The sequence below is a fragment of the Bifidobacterium sp. ESL0790 genome, assembly GCF_029395435.1.
Taxonomy (GTDB): domain Bacteria; phylum Actinomycetota; class Actinomycetes; order Actinomycetales; family Bifidobacteriaceae; genus Bifidobacterium.
On record NZ_CP113915.1, the window covers coordinates 581295 to 596383 of the forward strand.

13 protein-coding genes and 1 pseudogene are annotated in these 15089 nt (G+C 60.2%); 13 read left to right on the plus strand and 1 reads right to left on the minus strand.

Going from position 1 to position 15089, the window contains the following annotated elements:
- The first annotated feature begins 26 nt into the window (after positions 1–26).
- From OZY47_RS02050 to OZY47_RS02075, 7 genes and pseudogenes are all read left to right on the plus strand, one after another.
- A complete protein-coding gene (locus OZY47_RS02050; protein ID WP_277179057.1) occupies positions 27–2012 on the plus strand; it encodes an ABC transporter transmembrane domain-containing protein in 1986 nt (661 codons plus the stop codon).
- A gap of 414 nt (positions 2013–2426) precedes the next feature.
- Positions 2427–3032, plus strand: a pseudogene (locus OZY47_RS08465) (ECF transporter S component); the annotation flags it as partial.
- Between the two features lie 183 nt (positions 3033–3215).
- Positions 3216–3995 (plus strand): energy-coupling factor transporter transmembrane component T, encoded by a 780-nt coding sequence (locus OZY47_RS08470; RefSeq protein WP_348519398.1) that lies wholly within the window; start codon positions 3216–3218, stop codon positions 3993–3995.
- The gene (locus OZY47_RS02060) at positions 3992–4843 is read left to right on the plus strand and encodes an ATP-binding cassette domain-containing protein (RefSeq protein WP_277178291.1); all 852 of its coding nucleotides are present in this window, start codon (positions 3992–3994) and stop codon (positions 4841–4843) included. The genes OZY47_RS08470 and OZY47_RS02060 overlap by 4 nt, the downstream gene beginning before the upstream one ends.
- Positions 4840–5673 carry an ATP-binding cassette domain-containing protein gene (locus tag OZY47_RS02065; RefSeq protein WP_277178292.1) on the plus strand — a complete coding sequence of 278 codons (834 nt, stop codon included), beginning with the start codon at positions 4840–4842 and terminating at the stop codon, positions 5671–5673. Before OZY47_RS02060 ends, OZY47_RS02065 begins: the two co-directional genes overlap by 4 nt.
- Before the next feature lie 141 nt (positions 5674–5814).
- On the plus strand, positions 5815–6750 hold the full coding sequence (locus OZY47_RS02070) for a nucleoside hydrolase (protein WP_277178293.1): 936 nt from the start codon (positions 5815–5817) through the stop codon (positions 6748–6750).
- A gap of 30 nt (positions 6751–6780) precedes the next feature.
- Positions 6781–8223, plus strand: a complete 1443-nt coding sequence (locus OZY47_RS02075; RefSeq protein WP_277178294.1) for an MFS transporter — start codon at positions 6781–6783, stop codon at positions 8221–8223.
- Between the two features lie 210 nt (positions 8224–8433).
- Here OZY47_RS02075 and OZY47_RS02080 read toward each other — a convergent pair whose 3' ends face one another.
- Entirely contained in the window at positions 8434–8703 is a 270-nt protein-coding gene (locus OZY47_RS02080; protein ID WP_277179059.1) for a metal-sensitive transcriptional regulator, read from the minus strand.
- A 259-nt stretch (positions 8704–8962) separates the two neighbouring features.
- On the opposite strand from OZY47_RS02080, the gene OZY47_RS02085 reads away from it, so the two are divergent.
- The 6 genes from OZY47_RS02085 to OZY47_RS02110 all read left to right on the plus strand — a co-directional run bounded on the left by OZY47_RS02085 (position 8963) and on the right by OZY47_RS02110 (position 14848).
- On the plus strand, positions 8963–9355 hold the full coding sequence (locus tag OZY47_RS02085) for a cupredoxin domain-containing protein (protein WP_277178295.1): 393 nt from the start codon (positions 8963–8965) through the stop codon (positions 9353–9355).
- A gap of 118 nt (positions 9356–9473) precedes the next feature.
- Positions 9474–12050: a heavy metal translocating P-type ATPase gene (locus OZY47_RS02090; RefSeq protein WP_277178296.1), complete on the plus strand. Its 2577-nt coding sequence runs from the start codon at positions 9474–9476 to the stop codon at positions 12048–12050.
- Between the two features lie 413 nt (positions 12051–12463).
- Positions 12464–12781 carry a type II toxin-antitoxin system RelE/ParE family toxin gene (locus tag OZY47_RS02095; RefSeq protein WP_277178297.1) on the plus strand — a complete coding sequence of 106 codons (318 nt, stop codon included), beginning with the start codon at positions 12464–12466 and terminating at the stop codon, positions 12779–12781.
- Positions 12782–12854: 73 nt separating this feature from the next.
- Positions 12855–13175, plus strand: coding sequence for an addiction module antidote protein (locus OZY47_RS02100; RefSeq protein WP_277178298.1), 321 nt, complete (start codon positions 12855–12857; stop codon positions 13173–13175).
- A gap of 81 nt (positions 13176–13256) precedes the next feature.
- On the plus strand, positions 13257–14228 hold the full coding sequence (locus tag OZY47_RS02105) for an FIVAR domain-containing protein (protein WP_277178299.1): 972 nt from the start codon (positions 13257–13259) through the stop codon (positions 14226–14228).
- A 386-nt stretch (positions 14229–14614) separates the two neighbouring features.
- A complete protein-coding gene (locus OZY47_RS02110; protein ID WP_277178301.1) occupies positions 14615–14848 on the plus strand; it encodes a hypothetical protein in 234 nt (77 codons plus the stop codon).
- Positions 14849–15089: the final 241 nt, after the last annotated feature.

Sequence of the window (15089 nt, forward strand, 5' to 3'; positions counted from 1 at the left end):
AGCAGGCCGTGCAGGGCAAGCAGGGCATGCCGCCTTCACGCAAGGCCCCGAAGGGCACCATCAAGCGGTTGCTCAAATACATCTTCCACTACCGCTGGCAGTGCACCGTGGTGATCATCGGCATCCTGGTGTGCGCCTGCACCCAGTCACTGCCCTCCTTCGTGCTGCAGCCGCTGATTGACAACTGCATCATGCCCTTCATCCACGCGCAGACCCCCGACTGGGGCCCGCTCATCCACATGACCATCATCGTCGGCTCCATCTACGCGCTCGGCATGGTCTGCTCGCTCATCTGGAACTACACCGTCGTCGGCATCGAGCAAGGCGTCTTGAAGACGGTGCGCGACGAGATGTTCGAGCACCAGCAGAAGCTGCCGATCCGCTACTTCGACACCCACGAGCACGGCGACATGATGAGCCGCTACACCAACGACACCGACACCCTGCGCCAGATGGTCTCGCAGTCGTTGCCGCAGCTGCTGATCTCCGGGGCCTCCGTGGTCGCCGCCCTCTGCGCGATGCTGTGGCTCTCCGTGCCGTTCACCGTCTTCACCATCGTCTTCGTGATCCTGATGCTCCTGGTGGTCCGTGTGATCGTCAGCCGTTCCGGACGCTACTTCGTGCGTCAGCAGGAGACCATCGGCGACGTCAACGCCTTCGTGGAGGAATCCGTCAACGGCCAGAAGGTCATCAAGGTCTTCAACCACGAGAACGCCACCCAGGCCCGCTTCGACAAGAAGAACGAGGAGCTCTTCCACGCCTCCTCGCAGGCCAACTTCTACGCCAACATCACCATGCCGGTGATCGGCAACATGGGCAACGTGCTCTACGTGCTGCTCGCCATCGTCGGCGGCGTCGCCGGCATCAACGGCTGGTTCAACTTCGGCATCGGCAACAGGGGGCCGCTGACGCTGGGCATGATCGTCTCGTTCCTCACGCTCTCCAAGGCGCTGATCAACCCGGTCAGCCAGATCTCCTCGCAGATCAACATGATCATGATGGCGCTCGCCGGCGCCGCCCGAATCTTCAACCTCATCGACGAGCCCGCCGAATCCGACAACGGCACCGTGCGCCTGGTGAGCGTGGAGCTCGGCGAGGACGGTCGCACCATGGCGGAAGTGGACCACGAGACCGGCCACTGGGCATGGAAGCGCGCCGCGGACGACGACGGCACCCGCTCGCTCGAGGCCGCCAAGAAGCTCAAGGGCTCGGCCCGCGAGGTGGCGATGAAGGCCCACGAGAAGGCCATCACCTCGCCCGACGGACGGCTGACGCTGCTGCGCGGCGACGTGCGCTTCACCAACGTCTCCTTCGGTTACAACCCCGACAAGACCGTGCTGCACGACATCACCTGGTTCGCCAAGCCGGGCCAGAAGGTCGCGCTCGTCGGCGCCACCGGCGCGGGCAAGACCACCATCACCAACCTCATCAACCGCTTCTACGACATCCAGCACGGCCAGATCCTCTACGACGGCATCGATGTGAAGAACATCAAGAAGGCCGACCTGCGCCGCTCGCTGGGCATCGTCTTGCAGGACGTCAACCTCTTCACCGGCTCCGTGCTCGACAACATCCGCTACGGCAAGCTCGACGCCACCGACGAGGAGTGCGTCGCCGCCGCCAAACGCACCAACGCCGACGGATTCATCCGCATGCTGCCGCAGGGTTACGACACCGTGCTGCAGGGCGACGGCTCCGGCCTCTCGCAAGGCCAGCGCCAGCTGATCTCCATCGCGCGCGCCGCCGTGGCCGACCCGCCCGCCATGATCCTCGACGAGGCCACCAGCTCCATCGACACCCGCACCGAGGAGGTCGTGGAGCAGGGCATGGACGCGCTGATGAACGGCCGCACCGTCTTCGTCATCGCCCACCGCCTCTCCACCGTGCGCAACTCCGACGTCATCATGGTGCTCGACCATGGCAACATCATCGAGCGCGGCACCCACGACGAGCTCATCGCCCAGCACGGTGAGTACTACCAGCTCTACACCGGCAAGCTCGAGTTGGAGTAGCTTGGAATAGGTTGAAATAGCGTGAAATAGCCGGACACACCGAGAGATTTCTCACAGGATTCGCGATGCCCGTCATGGTCGAAAGGCCGTGGCGGGCATCGTGCGTTGTGGCGGGAATCCCAGGTTTCGCGGCGTTTCGAACCTCGTTTGCCGGCGGCTATCAGAAAAGCCGGATCAATGGAAGGCAATCAGCTATCGGTGAGAAAAACTAGACAGGTTGCGTTCCTGTAGCCGGTAGTTTACTATCAACCTCTTGTCGTGTTTCGGTCAGTTGGAAAACGGTTGACTAATTATCGCGACATTTGGGGTTTATCGGTTTTAATCAAGAAGGAATTTTTCAGGAAAATCGTCTCTCAACAGGTATAGCTGCGGGCAATGATGCTGTGCCGGTCATGAAAGATTGGTAAAGGTGGTATGAAAGCAACGTTGTGGGATAAAGCGCTTCATAGCATGGCCTCGCAATTCTCAACGAAATCCCTTGTGTTGATTCCTATCGCCGTCGGCATCAACCTCATCGGCGGAACCTTGTGCTCGACGCTGAAGCTGCCGTTGTTCATGGACATGATCGGCACCATGGTGATCGCCTGCCTGAGCGGGCCTTGGGTCGCCGCGCTCTGCGGCCTGCTGACCAACGTCTTCCTGGCCATCGTGGCCAACCCCGTCTACCTTCCCTACGCGCTCTCGAGCGTGCTGTGCGGCCTCGTGATCGGCTACATGGTCAAGGCCGGGCTGCTCAGGAAGTTCTGGGGCGCCGTCCTGATCTGGCTGGCCTGCTCCGCGGTCAACACCGTCACCGCCTCCACGATCACCGTGTTCGTCTACGGCGGCGCCACGGGCGTCAACGGCACCTCCGTGCTCACCGCGGCGCTCACCGTGGCATGGAAGGACATCCTCGTCTCGGTCTTCTCCTCCTCGATGCTGGAGAACCTGGTCGACAAGGGCATCACGCTGGTCATCGTCACCATGGTGGTGCGCAAGATTCCGCGCCGCTTCATGAGCCAGTATGCCTCGGGCAATATCAAGACCACCGATTTCAAACCGATCAAAGCCGACGTGGCGGCCCACGGCTATGACCTCGAATCCCTCCTCGCCGATGTGCGGAAGGGCAGGGACGGCAACACTAATCTCAACGCTCTGCCGAGCGATGCGCAGATGGACGAGCGCCTGCGCAAGGCCGACGCGGTGCACGATGCGCCGGGGGCGATGGGCAAGGCCAATCCGCTGGTCAAGTTCCTTGGCGTCTTCGTGCTGGGCCTCGTCGCGCTGGTCTGGCCTGATTTCTCGCTGGGGCTTGTCCTCGTGGTCCTGCTGTTCGTCCTGGCATGGCGGATTGGCTGCCTGAAGCCGTTCTCCAAGATGATGTTCGGGTTTGGTATTCCGATGGCCGTCATGCTGGTGTTCATCCAAGGCCTGTATAGCCCCAAGAACACCACCGTCATCGCCGATTTCGGTTTCGCCCAGCTCGGGCTGCAGGGCGTGCTCTACGCCGCGAAGATCGTGGTCACGGTGCTGGTTTTCCTTGGCAGTTTCTATATCGCCAACAAGACGACCTATATCGGCTCGCTGGTGGCCGCATTGAACCGGATCGGCTGCCCGAGCAAGGTCGGTTATCTGATTTTCGCCTCGCTGAATGTGGTGCCGCAGATGCAGCGCAAGACCACTGTGATCCGCCAGGCGCAAAGCGCGCGCGGACTCGCCACAGGCGGTGGCCTGGTTTCACGTTTCAAGGCGTTCCTGCCGCTGATGGGCCCGGTGGTCATGTCATCGCTGACCGACGCCCAAGAGCGTGGCATGACGCTGGAGACCCGCGGTTTCGGGGTCAAGGGCGTGCGCCGCACCAACTATGTCGAGGTTCCCTGGTCGTCCAAGGACGCCGTGGCGCTGTGGTCGCTGGTCGCGGCCTTCGCCGTGGTCCTCGTCCTTTCGGTCCTCGACCGCACCGGAACGCTTCTGGTGACCTATCCGTGGGGAGGTGCGCGATGAATCCAGTCGTTGAGGTCGAACGGTATTCGTTCACCTATCAGGATGCCGAGGCCCCGGCGATCGAGGATGTGAGCCTCACCGTGCGTGAGGGGGAGTTCCTGTGCGTCGTCGGTGCCAACGGCGCGGGCAAGACCACGCTGTGCAATGCGTTGGTCGGGCTTATCCCGCATTATTTCAACGGCAACAGCGAGGGCGGCGTTCGCGTCAACGGCGCGAATACGGCCGAGGCCAGCGTGGCCGATCTGTCGAACTATATCGGCTTGGTGTTCCAGAATCCGTTCAACCAGCTCACCTACGCTTCGGGAACCGTCGCCGAGGAACTCGCCTACGGTTTGGGCAATCGGGGCGTCTCGCGCGAGGAGATGCGCCGCCGGGTGAAGCTAGTCGCGCAGCTCATGCACATCGAGGACCTGCTCGACCGCGACCCGCTGGAGCTTTCAGGTGGGCAGGTGCAGCGCGTCGCGTTCGGTTCCACGTTCATTCTGGAGCCCAACATCCTCGTGCTCGACGAGTGCACCACACAGCTCGACCCGCTCGGCGCCTCCGAGATCTTCGACATCGTCAAGCAGCTCAACGCCTCCGGGGTCACCGTCATCATGGTCGATCACGACATGGAACGGGTGGCGCAGTACGCCGATACCGTCGTGGTGATGGACCACGGCCGGGTCAGGCTCTCCGGAAGCCCGCAGGAAGTATTCTCCACCCCTGATCTCAACCGTTACGGCATCGACGCTCCCGATTACGTCAGGCTTTCGCAAGGTCTCAACCAGCGCGGTCTCGGCGACGGGAAACTCGCGATCACCTACGACGAGAGTGTGGCGATGGCCAAGGAGGTGCTTGGGCGATGAAGATCGAATTGAACGATGTGGGCTACAGCTACCAGGCCGGCCGTCAGGCCCTCCACGACGTCAACCTCCGCTTCGAAGGCGACCAATCCGTGGCCATCATCGGGCAGAACGGCGCGGGCAAGACGACGCTCGCCAAGCAGCTCAACGGGATACTGCGACCGACGCAGGGTTCGTTACAGATTGACGGGATCGAGATCTCCGAGCGCACGACCGCGGAGTGGTCCAAGCGGGTGGGCTACGTCTTCCAGAATCCCGACGACCAGCTTTTCCTGGAGACCGTGCGTGAGGAGTTCGCGTTCGGCCCGAGGAACATCGGCATGGACGAGGCCACCATCGAGCGTCGTATCGCCGAAGTCGCGGCATTGACCGGTTTGCAAGACAAGCTGGACGTCCATCCCGCCGATCTGAGCCCCACGGAGAAGAAGTTCTGCGGCATCGGGGCGGTGGTGATGATGGACCCCGATGCGGTGGTCTTCGACGAGCCGACCTGCGGGCAGGATTACGCGGGGGACGCGCGGCTGCACGATCTGATCGGCGAGCTGAAGCGTCAAGGCAAGATGTGCATCGCCATCAGCCACGATATGAAATTCGTGGTCGCCAACTTCGACCGTGTCATCGTGATGTGCCAAGGCGAGGTGCTCATCGACGGCACTCCTGAAGAGGTCTTCTCACATGCCGACGTGTTGCGCAGGTCCTACGTCACGCCGCCGCCGATCACCAGGGTGGCCCAAGGCGCGGGGCTCAAGGAGACCATCTTCACCGTTCCGCGCTTCGTCGACGCGCTCGAGAACGCCTGTGAGAGTGGCGCCAAACAACCGTCACAAAGATAAACCGTAAATCACACCGAAAACTACAACTCAAACCACAAACCACAACCCAAAAACCGAATCCAGGCACATGGTGGGAAATCCATGCTCCGGAAAGGCAAATATTCTCAATTATCACTAATTGTCGATATGGAGGAATAACAAATGAACACCAGAAAACCATTGATCATCGACACCGATCCCGGCATCGACGACGCCGCCGCCATCACCCTTTTGGTTGATGAACCCAGCGTCGATATCAAGCTCATCGCCTCGGTCTCGGGCAACGTCGGCGTTGGCCATACGACCAACAACGCCCTGAAGCTCCTGACCTTCCTCGGGCGCAGGATTCCCGTCGCCAAAGGCGCCGCGGCACCCCTGATGCGCGAGAACCGCTTCGCCACCGAGGCCCACGGCAAGGGCGGCATGGGCATGTTCGACTTCCCGGAGCCTGACACCTCCCTGCTGACCGTCAACAACGCGGTCCTGGAGGAGCGCCGTGTGCTCATGGAGAGCGAGGAGCCGGTCACCCTGCTTACCTTGGGCCCGCTGACCAACATCGCGCTGCTCTTCGCCACGTTCCCCGAGGTCAAGGAGCATGTCGAGCGCATCGTGATGATGGGCGGCTCCACCGCCCGCGGCAACATCGGCGTCTACGGCGAGTTCAACATCTCCGTCGACCCCGAGGCCGCCAAGATGGTCTTCCGCTCCGGCCTGCCCATCACCATGGTCGGCCTCGACATCGGCCGCAAGGCGCACCTGGTCGTCGACGACCTCGAGCGCATGGAGGAGACCGGCGAGGTGGGCGTCATGATCGGCGCGCTCTTCCGCTCCTACGACGGCGGCCACATCGAGAACGGCATCAAGATGTACGATCCGTCCGCCGCGCTGGCGATGGTCGAGCCCGATATGTTCACCATGCGCGAGGCGTTCGTGGACGTGGAGATCTCCAGCCCCCTGACCCTTGGCGCCACCGTGGTCGACTACGACGGCATCATCAGCGACGACCACAACGTCACCGTCTGCGTGGACGTCGACGTCGATCGGTTCCGTAAGCGTTTCGTTGAGCGGATCGCATCCGTTGAGCGTGAACAGAAATAACAACATACTTTTCTAGGGAAAGGAAAGTGAATGACTGAAACAGCAGTCAAGGACCAGAGCAACGGGACGCCCGTTCCTGAGGAGGGGACCCCGGAGTTCGAGAAGATGAACAAGATGGCCAAGGTCGCCATCCCGATCATCCTCGCCATCTACACCCTGGGCGTGCTGCAGCAGCAGGCGTTCGGCATGATCTACGTGAACATCGGCAAGCAGCTGGGCCAGACCGGCCTCGCGCCGCTGATCACCTCGATCCCGGGCATCGTGCTGGGCATCGTGTGCGTCATCTACGGCTCGCTGGGTGACTTCGTGTCGCTCAAGAAGATGGTCATCTACGGCACCATCGTCTTCGTCGTCGGCTCCGTGCTGGGCTGCTTCGGCACCTTCGGCATCTGGATCGTCGTGGCGGCCCGCGTGCTGCAGTCGATCGGCTGGCAGGTCACCGGCTCCATCTTCCTGGTGCTGGTCTCCAAGTACGTCGAGAAGCGCAAGCGCGTGCTGTGGTACGGCGTCTTCGTCGCGGTCTTCCGCGTCGCCGCCGCGCTGGGTGTTTTCCTGGCCGGCTACATGACCCTGATCGATTGGCGCTGGCTCTTCGGCATCGGCGTGCTCGCGATCTTCTTCCTGCCCGCCCTGGCCAAGAACCTTCCTGACCAGCACGCCAAGGGCGCCCATATCGACGGCGTCGGCTTCACGCTCATCGGCCTGTTCGCCGGTGCGGTCACCATGTTCTTCACCGATATGAACTGGGGCTGGGGCATCGCCTGCATCGTCACGCTCGTGGCCTTCGTGGTCTACATCAACAAGGCCAAGAACCCCTTCATCACCCCGAAGATGCTCACCAACCCGGCCTTCGCCGTGACCATGACGATCATCTTCATCGGCTACTTCTTCAGCTACACGCTCAATGCCGGCGTCAACAACATCGGCCTGAACGTCTACGGCATCGACTCCTCCAAGGTCTCCAACCTGCTGGTGTGGTCGATTATCCTCGCCGCCATCATGGGCTTCGCCGCGGGCCCGATCATCCAGCGCATCGGCCGCAAGGCCTCGGTCATCCTCGCCCTCGCCTGCATGGGCGGCGGCCTGATCGCCATCGCGTTCCTGATCCCCGCCGGCCCGGTCTGGGCCCTCGCCGTGGCGCCGTGCCTCTACTACTTCGGCACCTCGTTCTTCTACCAGCCGATCGTCGACACGGCGACGCTGACCGTGAAGCCCGAGGAGTCCGGACGTGCGCTCGGCTTCAACGACCTGATCCAGGCCATCACCGGCTCCATCGGTGTGGCGCTCTTCGGCCAGATGATGGCGCAGACCTCCATGGGTGGCGGCAGCATCGCCGGCACCGCGGCGGGCGCGGCGTCCTCGTACGCCAACGTGTTCATCATCGGCGGCGTGATCATCCTCGCCGCGCTGGTGCTCTTCATCTGCTCCATGAAGATGATCTACAGCCACTCCCGCGCCGACAGCGAGAAGTGAGCTGCGCGTTCTCCTGGAGCGTTGACATAAGCCGGTAAGCGCCGGTTTGATATCATCAAAAATGTGTCCCGATTCCCTGTTTGTTGTTGGGGAATCGGGACACGTTTGTATATGCGAAGGCTTTATGTATAAAGACTTTGTATGAACGGTGGCTTTATATATTCGGTCTCAATATGGAGGCCGGCTATCGATGTTGTCGGCTTTCGTGGATCAGGATTTCACCAGACGGGTGATGGCGGCGATGGCCTCGTCCATCTTCTCGTCGGCCACCGGGCCGCCCTTGGCCGCGGCCGTGGCAACGCAACTGTTGAGGTGGTCGCTCAAGAGCAAAAGAGCGACGGATTTCAGGGCGCTGTTCGACGCGGCGATCTGGGTGAGGATGTCGATGCAATAGGTGTCGTTCTCCACCATCGAGGTGATGGCCCGCACCTGGCCTTCGATGCGACGCAGGCGGGTGACCAGCTTCTTCTTGTCGTGCACGTAGCCGACGTGGGCGCAGTTCTCGCAGGTCGCGCCGTCGCCTTCCGGTTTGGAGGCATTTTCGCTGCTGTTTGGCGTGTGTGCTGCCATTGTCATTTCCTTCCCGCCGGGCAAGTGTCGCCGTCTTGTCGTGTTTATTGCGATGTGAGCTGAATTATTGACATTATATACCCTAGGGGGGTATGGTGAGTTTCAGTTACGGCGAATACGAACATCGAAGCTGCCGGGAGCGGTCTTGGTGGCGGAATGTGGGGGGAACATGGTTGGCAACATCGCGGTGGTTCTGGTCGCGCTGATAGTGAGCGCGGCCATCATCTGGTACTTCTTCGCGCCCCGCAAGGCGGCCCAGGCGAGCCGTGAAGGCGCGTTGCAGACCGCCCATATCGTGGTCAAAGGTGGGTATACACCCGCCGAAATCGACGTGGAGGCCGGTTCGCCGGTCCGTCTGCAATTCGACCGGCAGGAGGATGGCGAATGCTCGTCGCATGTCGTCTTCAGCGACCTCGGCATCGACCAGACGCTGCCGCCGTTCAAGACCACCGATGTCGAGTTCACCCCGACCAAGCCCGGCGACCTGCCGTATGCCTGCGGTATGAACATGCTGCACGGCGTGGTGCATGTGCTGCCGAAAGGTTCGAAAGACAAGGGCTGAGTTCAGATTCTGCGGATATATAGCAATGAAGGCGTGCTAAACGAAATCGGCACGCACCAAGCCTGAAATAGGCAAATCGGAAATGACGAGCAGCGCGAGAAAAGAAACGGAGCAAGTGATGAGTCAAGTCAGCAAGCAAGTGGCCGCACAACCCGTCGCAACCACTGGGGGAGCCCAGGACGACGACCCGGACGCCGTGCGCAAAAGCGAGATCAAGGCGCTCGATCGCAGGCTTATCGTCGCCGCCGTGCTGACGATTCCGGTGTTCGTCTTCGCCATGTTCCACATGTGGTTGCAGGCGTTCGTGCCGATGGGAGTCATCGATTTCTTCACTAATCCGTGGGTGGAGTTCGTGTTCATCACGCCGGTCATGTTCTATTCCGGCTGGCCGATTCACCGCACCGGCTGGCTGGCGCTCGCGCATCGTGCCCCCGAAATGAACTCGCTGGTGGCGCTGGGAACCGCCGCGTCCTATACGTATAGTGTTGTGGTCACTGTCGTGCCGGGCATTCTGCCGCCGAGCGCTCGCGAACCGTATTACGAATCTGTCGGCACGATTATCACGCTGATGTTACTGGGACAGCTGCTCGAAGCCCACGCTCGTCTTGGCACTGGCGAATCGATTCGTGCGCTGATTAATTTGACGCCGAAAACCGCCCATGTCGTGCGTGACGGCAAGGAGCTCGACATCAATGCCGACCAGGTCGAGGTGGGCGATATCGTCGTCATCAAGCCGGGGGAGCAGCTGCCGGTCGACGGCAAGGTGATTTCCGGCCAGACCTCCATCGATGAGTCCATGATTACGGGCGAGTCCATCCCGGTCGCCAAGGGCGAGGGCGACAACGTAACCGGCGCGACCATCAACTGCAACGGCACGCTGCGATATCGAGCCACCAAAGTTGGGCGGGACACGGTACTTGCGCAGATCATCAAGCTGGTACGCACGGCCCAGACCTCGAAGGCTCCGATTCAAAAGCTTGCCGATAAGATCTCCGGTTACTTCGTGCCGGGCGTCATTCTTATCGCCATCTGGACGTTCGTCATTTGGTGGGTTTTCGGCCCAGCGCCGCAGGGGCTTTACGGACTGGTCTCAGCCGTGGCCGTCTTGGTCATCGCTTGCCCGTGCGCATTAGGTATTGCCACCCCGCTTTCCGTGACGATTTCCACTGGCAAGGCAGCGCGTTATGGCGTGCTTATCCGTTCCGCCGAAGCGCTGCAGACCGCGCGTGACGTCGATACCGTCGTGCTCGACAAAACCGGCACCATCACTCGTGGCAAGCCGGAGCTGACCGACATCGGTTGGGTTGGTGACACTGCGGCTAAAGATGATAATGACAAATCCAATACGCAAAAGCAGCGGGACAATCTGCTCTCCCTGATTGCCGGGGCCGAGCAGGTTTCCGAGCATCCGCTGGCGCAGGCTATCGTCAAAGGTGCTGAACAGCGCAAATTGAGCGTACCCGAGGCTGATTCTTTCGAAGCCGTGCCGGGCAGCGGGGTGGTGGCCAAAGTCTCTGGCCACGATGTCATCGTCGGCAATGTCGGACTGATGAAAGGCCGCGGCATCAGTATTCCCGCTTCATCATCTGCAAATGGTGACAACGAAAGTCTTGCTACTGCCGAAAACGGTAAAAAGACGAAGGTATCAGATCACAGCAAAACCGACTCCGGGCATACTGGTCATTCACAATCCAGCCATGTCGAAAAGCTGTTTGCTGAGTATGCGCAGAAAGGCAAGACCCCGATTCTGGCAGCCGTCGATGGCAAGTTGGTCGCCGTGCTGGCTGTAGCGGATACCGTCAAACCGGATTCGGCGAAGGCTATCGCAGCCCTTCGTGAGCGTGGCCTGCAAGTGGTCATGCTCACTGGCGACAACAAGACGACCGCGACCGCCATGGCTAATGAAGTCGGTGTTGATCGCATCATCGCAGGCGTACGCCCCGAACGCAAAGCCGAGGAGATCGTACGCTTGCAGAACGAGGGCCACATGGTTGGCATGGTCGGCGATGGCATTAATGACGCCCCGGCGCTCGCGGCCGCCGATGTCGGCTTCGCCATCGGCACCGGCACCGACGTGGCCATCGAGTCCTCGGACATCACGCTGGTCTCAGGAAGCCTCACCGGTTTGGTGACCGCCATCGACCTGTCGCGCGCGGCCATGCGCAACATCAAGCAGAACCTCGGTTTCGCCTTCGGCTACAACGGCATCGGCATCCCCATCGCCGCCGGCATCCTCTACCCGCTCTGGCATATCATGCTGAACCCAATGATCGCCGGTGCCGCGATGGCGTTCTCGTCGCTCTCTGTGGTGTTGAACGCTAATCGCCTGCGTTCGTTCAACCCGGCTACGGTCAAGCCGCGCCATTTCACCTTCAAGTTGCGTGAACGTCACGTCGAACTCAAAGGTGCTACGAAAGATGTCGAAGTCCCGGAAAAGAAATCTGGACAGAAATCTGTTGACGCGTCTTCGGATGCGCCGCAAATGAACAGCCAATCCGCAAAAGCGAAAGAAGGAACCACTATGGATATGAACATGAACGGCGACGCCAGCACCGTCAAGGACCCGGTCTGCGGCATGATGATCGACCCGAAGACCGCCGCCGGCAGCCAGGACTACAACGGCAAGACCTACTACTTCTGCAGCGACAACTGCGCCAAGTCCTTCGCCGCCGACCCCGCCAAGTACGTCGCCTGAGGCTGCGAATCAGTCTAGTTGAGATTTTGAAGACCGGAGATTTGTTGTAGTTCTCTTGGCTTGATTATTGGGCGAAAACTCCAATTTTTTGAGCCAAACTGAATGAAACCAAGTTTCTGGTCTTTTTGTTTCGTCGTTATTGTTGACTTTTGCAACTGTGCTCCCCACCGGCGAGGGGATGATTCTCGTCATGAGGATCAGATAGGACGATCCATGTCCCTATTCAGAGCCGAAGACCGTCCTATTAAGTTCAAGCATACAACTGAGCTTCCCGCCAGCACGGGATGATTCCTGTAGATATGTGGGGTTGTGGACGTCTGCATATCTACAGCATCTAGGAGGCCGCCTTCTGAATCGGTCCCCTACGGTACTGACCGATGGGCAGAATGTCTTATATATGATACACTTTTTATATGAGAGTTTTGGCATCCGACGAGTTCGAGGGGTGGATTGACACCCTGCCCGACGCCCATGCCAGGAATAGCGTCAACTTCTGGATCGAGCGGATAAAGGCCACAGGGAAAGTGACCGGGGATTGCAAGGACCTCAAGGACGGGGTGCATGAGCGCCGTTTTCACAAGGGTCCTGGCTACCGGGTCTACTATATGTTCTCAGGCCGGGAGCTAATCCTTTTGCTCGCCGGCGGCGACAAGGGGTCCCAGCGCCGTGACATCGCCCGCGCCAAAAAGATGTGCCGGGAATGGAAGGCGCGGGCGGCTCCGAAAAAATGATCGGGCCACGTCTACGCGAATCGACGGAAAGTCCATATGGCAAAAAGATACGGTTGAAAAGGACCCACACACCATGACTGAATTCAAGGAATACGACATCTCCGACCATCTCCGGAGCAAGCAGGAGATAGCGGACTATATCAACGACAGCTTCGCCGAGGCCAGCGCCATCGACGACGACCAGGAGGCCGCCAGCACCATGCTCGCGGTGCTTCGGGACGCCGCCACCGCCGAGCGCAAGATGAGCGACATCGCCCGCCGGGCCGACGTGGGGCGCTCCAGCCTCTACCATTCGCTCAGCAAGGACGCCAACCCCTCGTTCCGCACCATCCTCAGTGCCATTCGCGAGCTCGGATGGGAGCTGCAGATCACACCTCGCAAGGCCGTGGCTTAAGGCTTATAGGACGAGGAACCACAGGGCTGTAAACGTATAGGCATGTAGTGTTATGGACATGTTTCCGTAAAATGAGGGAATATGGATATGAAAGATGAGAAGACTGACTTAACGGAACTTGAAGCCACTGGTCTGGAGAGCGTGAGTGACGTGGAGCCTGCCGGCAGCGAGGCCGGTGGGGAGAACAAACCGTGGTGGCATCGCGTGTGGCCGTGGGTTGCGGCTGGAGTAGCAGTGTGCGTTTGCGTTGGTGGTGGCGTGGCTTGGTCCGCGCACGCACGTAACAGCGCGCAGGCGGGTTGCGTGTCGTATTCGCGTCAGATTAAGACGCTTTCCGGCAAGCCCACGAGCGCGAAGGTCACCGACGCGTTGAAAGTGCAGAAGTCGGATGTCGCCGATGTGAAGACTTGGAACGTGTTGCAGCGTGACGAGAAGACTTTGCTGCGTTTGGAGCGTGGCCCGTTGCCGGGCTGCGAGGCGTCGTCGCTGTCGGGGGCGAAGGACCAGGAGCGCACGGCCGAGTCCCAGTGGCGCGCGTTGGATAAGGCGCGGGGGAGTGTCGAGTCGGACGCTCGTGCCGTGCTCAAATCGCGTGACGCGAAGGCCGCCAAGGACGCCGAGGCGGCGTTGAAGGCGAAGATTGACCAGGCCAAGCAGCTGCTGGAGTCGTCCGCGGGGAATGTCGCTGATGACGCTACTCGCAGCGCGCTGTCGCAGGCGATCGACAACGCTAACGAGCTCTTGTCCAGCAAGAACCCCAAGCTCGCGGATCTCCAGAACGCCTCGAAGGCGTTGGATGACGCGATCAATGGGGTGAACGCGAGTGTGCAGGCGAAGCAGTCGACTGACAGCCAGGCCCAGCAGCAGGCGCAGGCTCCGTCGCAGTCTAGTGGCTATTCCGGTGGTGGTTACACGGGTGGCGGCCACAACTGGTACGTGCCCGCGCCCTCGGCACCATCAAGTGGTGGATCAGCGTGGCAATCAATGCTCGAGAACCAAAAGCCTTTGGGTAATGGGTGCGATCCTGTTACTGGTGCTTGTGGCATTGGCTGATTTTTAAAGATTTGCTGCCTGCCCCCGTCTCTTTCTTGCAGGATTGGACCGAGGGCTGGGGCTATACGATGTCGGCAGTCTCCATAGCATTTCGCCACAACGGCCAACCGTAAATCTCAGCTGCGAAATGTCGTTCCAACAGACTCTAACAAGCTCGACATCGGCGGCATCTAAGCAGCTCATCAAAACCATTCTTGGTATTCGTCGGCGAATGGCTTCGATATGAGCCCGTTCATTAACTATGGATGAGGGATAAGAACAATGCGGTTGATTCAACGATGATGTGCAAAGACGATTGTGCTGTTGGAAACAGGTATTCGGCGAAGGCCTGTGGAATAATGGGAATAACGACTAATCGTCGACCATGGATGGCAAAGGAGCGAGACATGGATGACAACACGATCGTCCTGAATCTTCGCGTGGACGCCGATGCTTACGCGAGGGCGAGCAGGCGGGCGAGCCTGGCGAGCGGTGAGCTCAACGCGCGACTTGAGCGGTATCTGGGGGATTATCTCGAGCGCCTCGCGGCGGATCCCGCCAGCCAGGGGCACGTGTTGCGCACCGTGGAGGATGTGGATCGGTTTCTGAGGAAGATCGAGAAATCAAATCGCTACGACTGAGCTGAGGTGCTGCGTCGTTCGAATTCGACATTGCCCGAGACGGCTATTGCCCGAAATGGGAGTCGCCTAAGATATGAGCGCGCCGCGACGATGGGGTCGTGACCGAGTGCGGGTTTGTGGGCCAGAATGTGGGGATATGTGTGGCGGTCACGCCGTGACCAGAGGGGCGACACGCCGAAAGAACGGCGGAATCGCAAGTTTTGAGACTAAAAACAGAAAACTTGTCTCAAAACTCTTTGCA

Coding starts and splice junctions, on each gene's coding strand:
- OZY47_RS02050 (WP_277179057.1), top strand. CDS start 27: ATGCCGCCTTCACGCAAGGCCCCGAAGGGCACCATCAAGCGGTTGCTC.
- OZY47_RS08470 (WP_348519398.1), top strand. CDS start 3,216: ATGGGCAAGGCCAATCCGCTGGTCAAGTTCCTTGGCGTCTTCGTGCTG.
- OZY47_RS02060 (WP_277178291.1), top strand. CDS start 3,992: ATGAATCCAGTCGTTGAGGTCGAACGGTATTCGTTCACCTATCAGGAT.
- OZY47_RS02065 (WP_277178292.1), top strand. CDS start 4,840: ATGAAGATCGAATTGAACGATGTGGGCTACAGCTACCAGGCCGGCCGT.
- OZY47_RS02070 (WP_277178293.1), top strand. CDS start 5,815: ATGAACACCAGAAAACCATTGATCATCGACACCGATCCCGGCATCGAC.
- OZY47_RS02075 (WP_277178294.1), top strand. CDS start 6,781: ATGACTGAAACAGCAGTCAAGGACCAGAGCAACGGGACGCCCGTTCCT.
- OZY47_RS02085 (WP_277178295.1), top strand. CDS start 8,963: ATGGTTGGCAACATCGCGGTGGTTCTGGTCGCGCTGATAGTGAGCGCG.
- OZY47_RS02090 (WP_277178296.1), top strand. CDS start 9,474: ATGAGTCAAGTCAGCAAGCAAGTGGCCGCACAACCCGTCGCAACCACT.
- OZY47_RS02095 (WP_277178297.1), top strand. CDS start 12,464: ATGAGAGTTTTGGCATCCGACGAGTTCGAGGGGTGGATTGACACCCTG.
- OZY47_RS02100 (WP_277178298.1), top strand. CDS start 12,855: ATGACTGAATTCAAGGAATACGACATCTCCGACCATCTCCGGAGCAAG.
- OZY47_RS02105 (WP_277178299.1), top strand. CDS start 13,257: ATGGATATGAAAGATGAGAAGACTGACTTAACGGAACTTGAAGCCACT.
- OZY47_RS02110 (WP_277178301.1), top strand. CDS start 14,615: ATGGATGACAACACGATCGTCCTGAATCTTCGCGTGGACGCCGATGCT.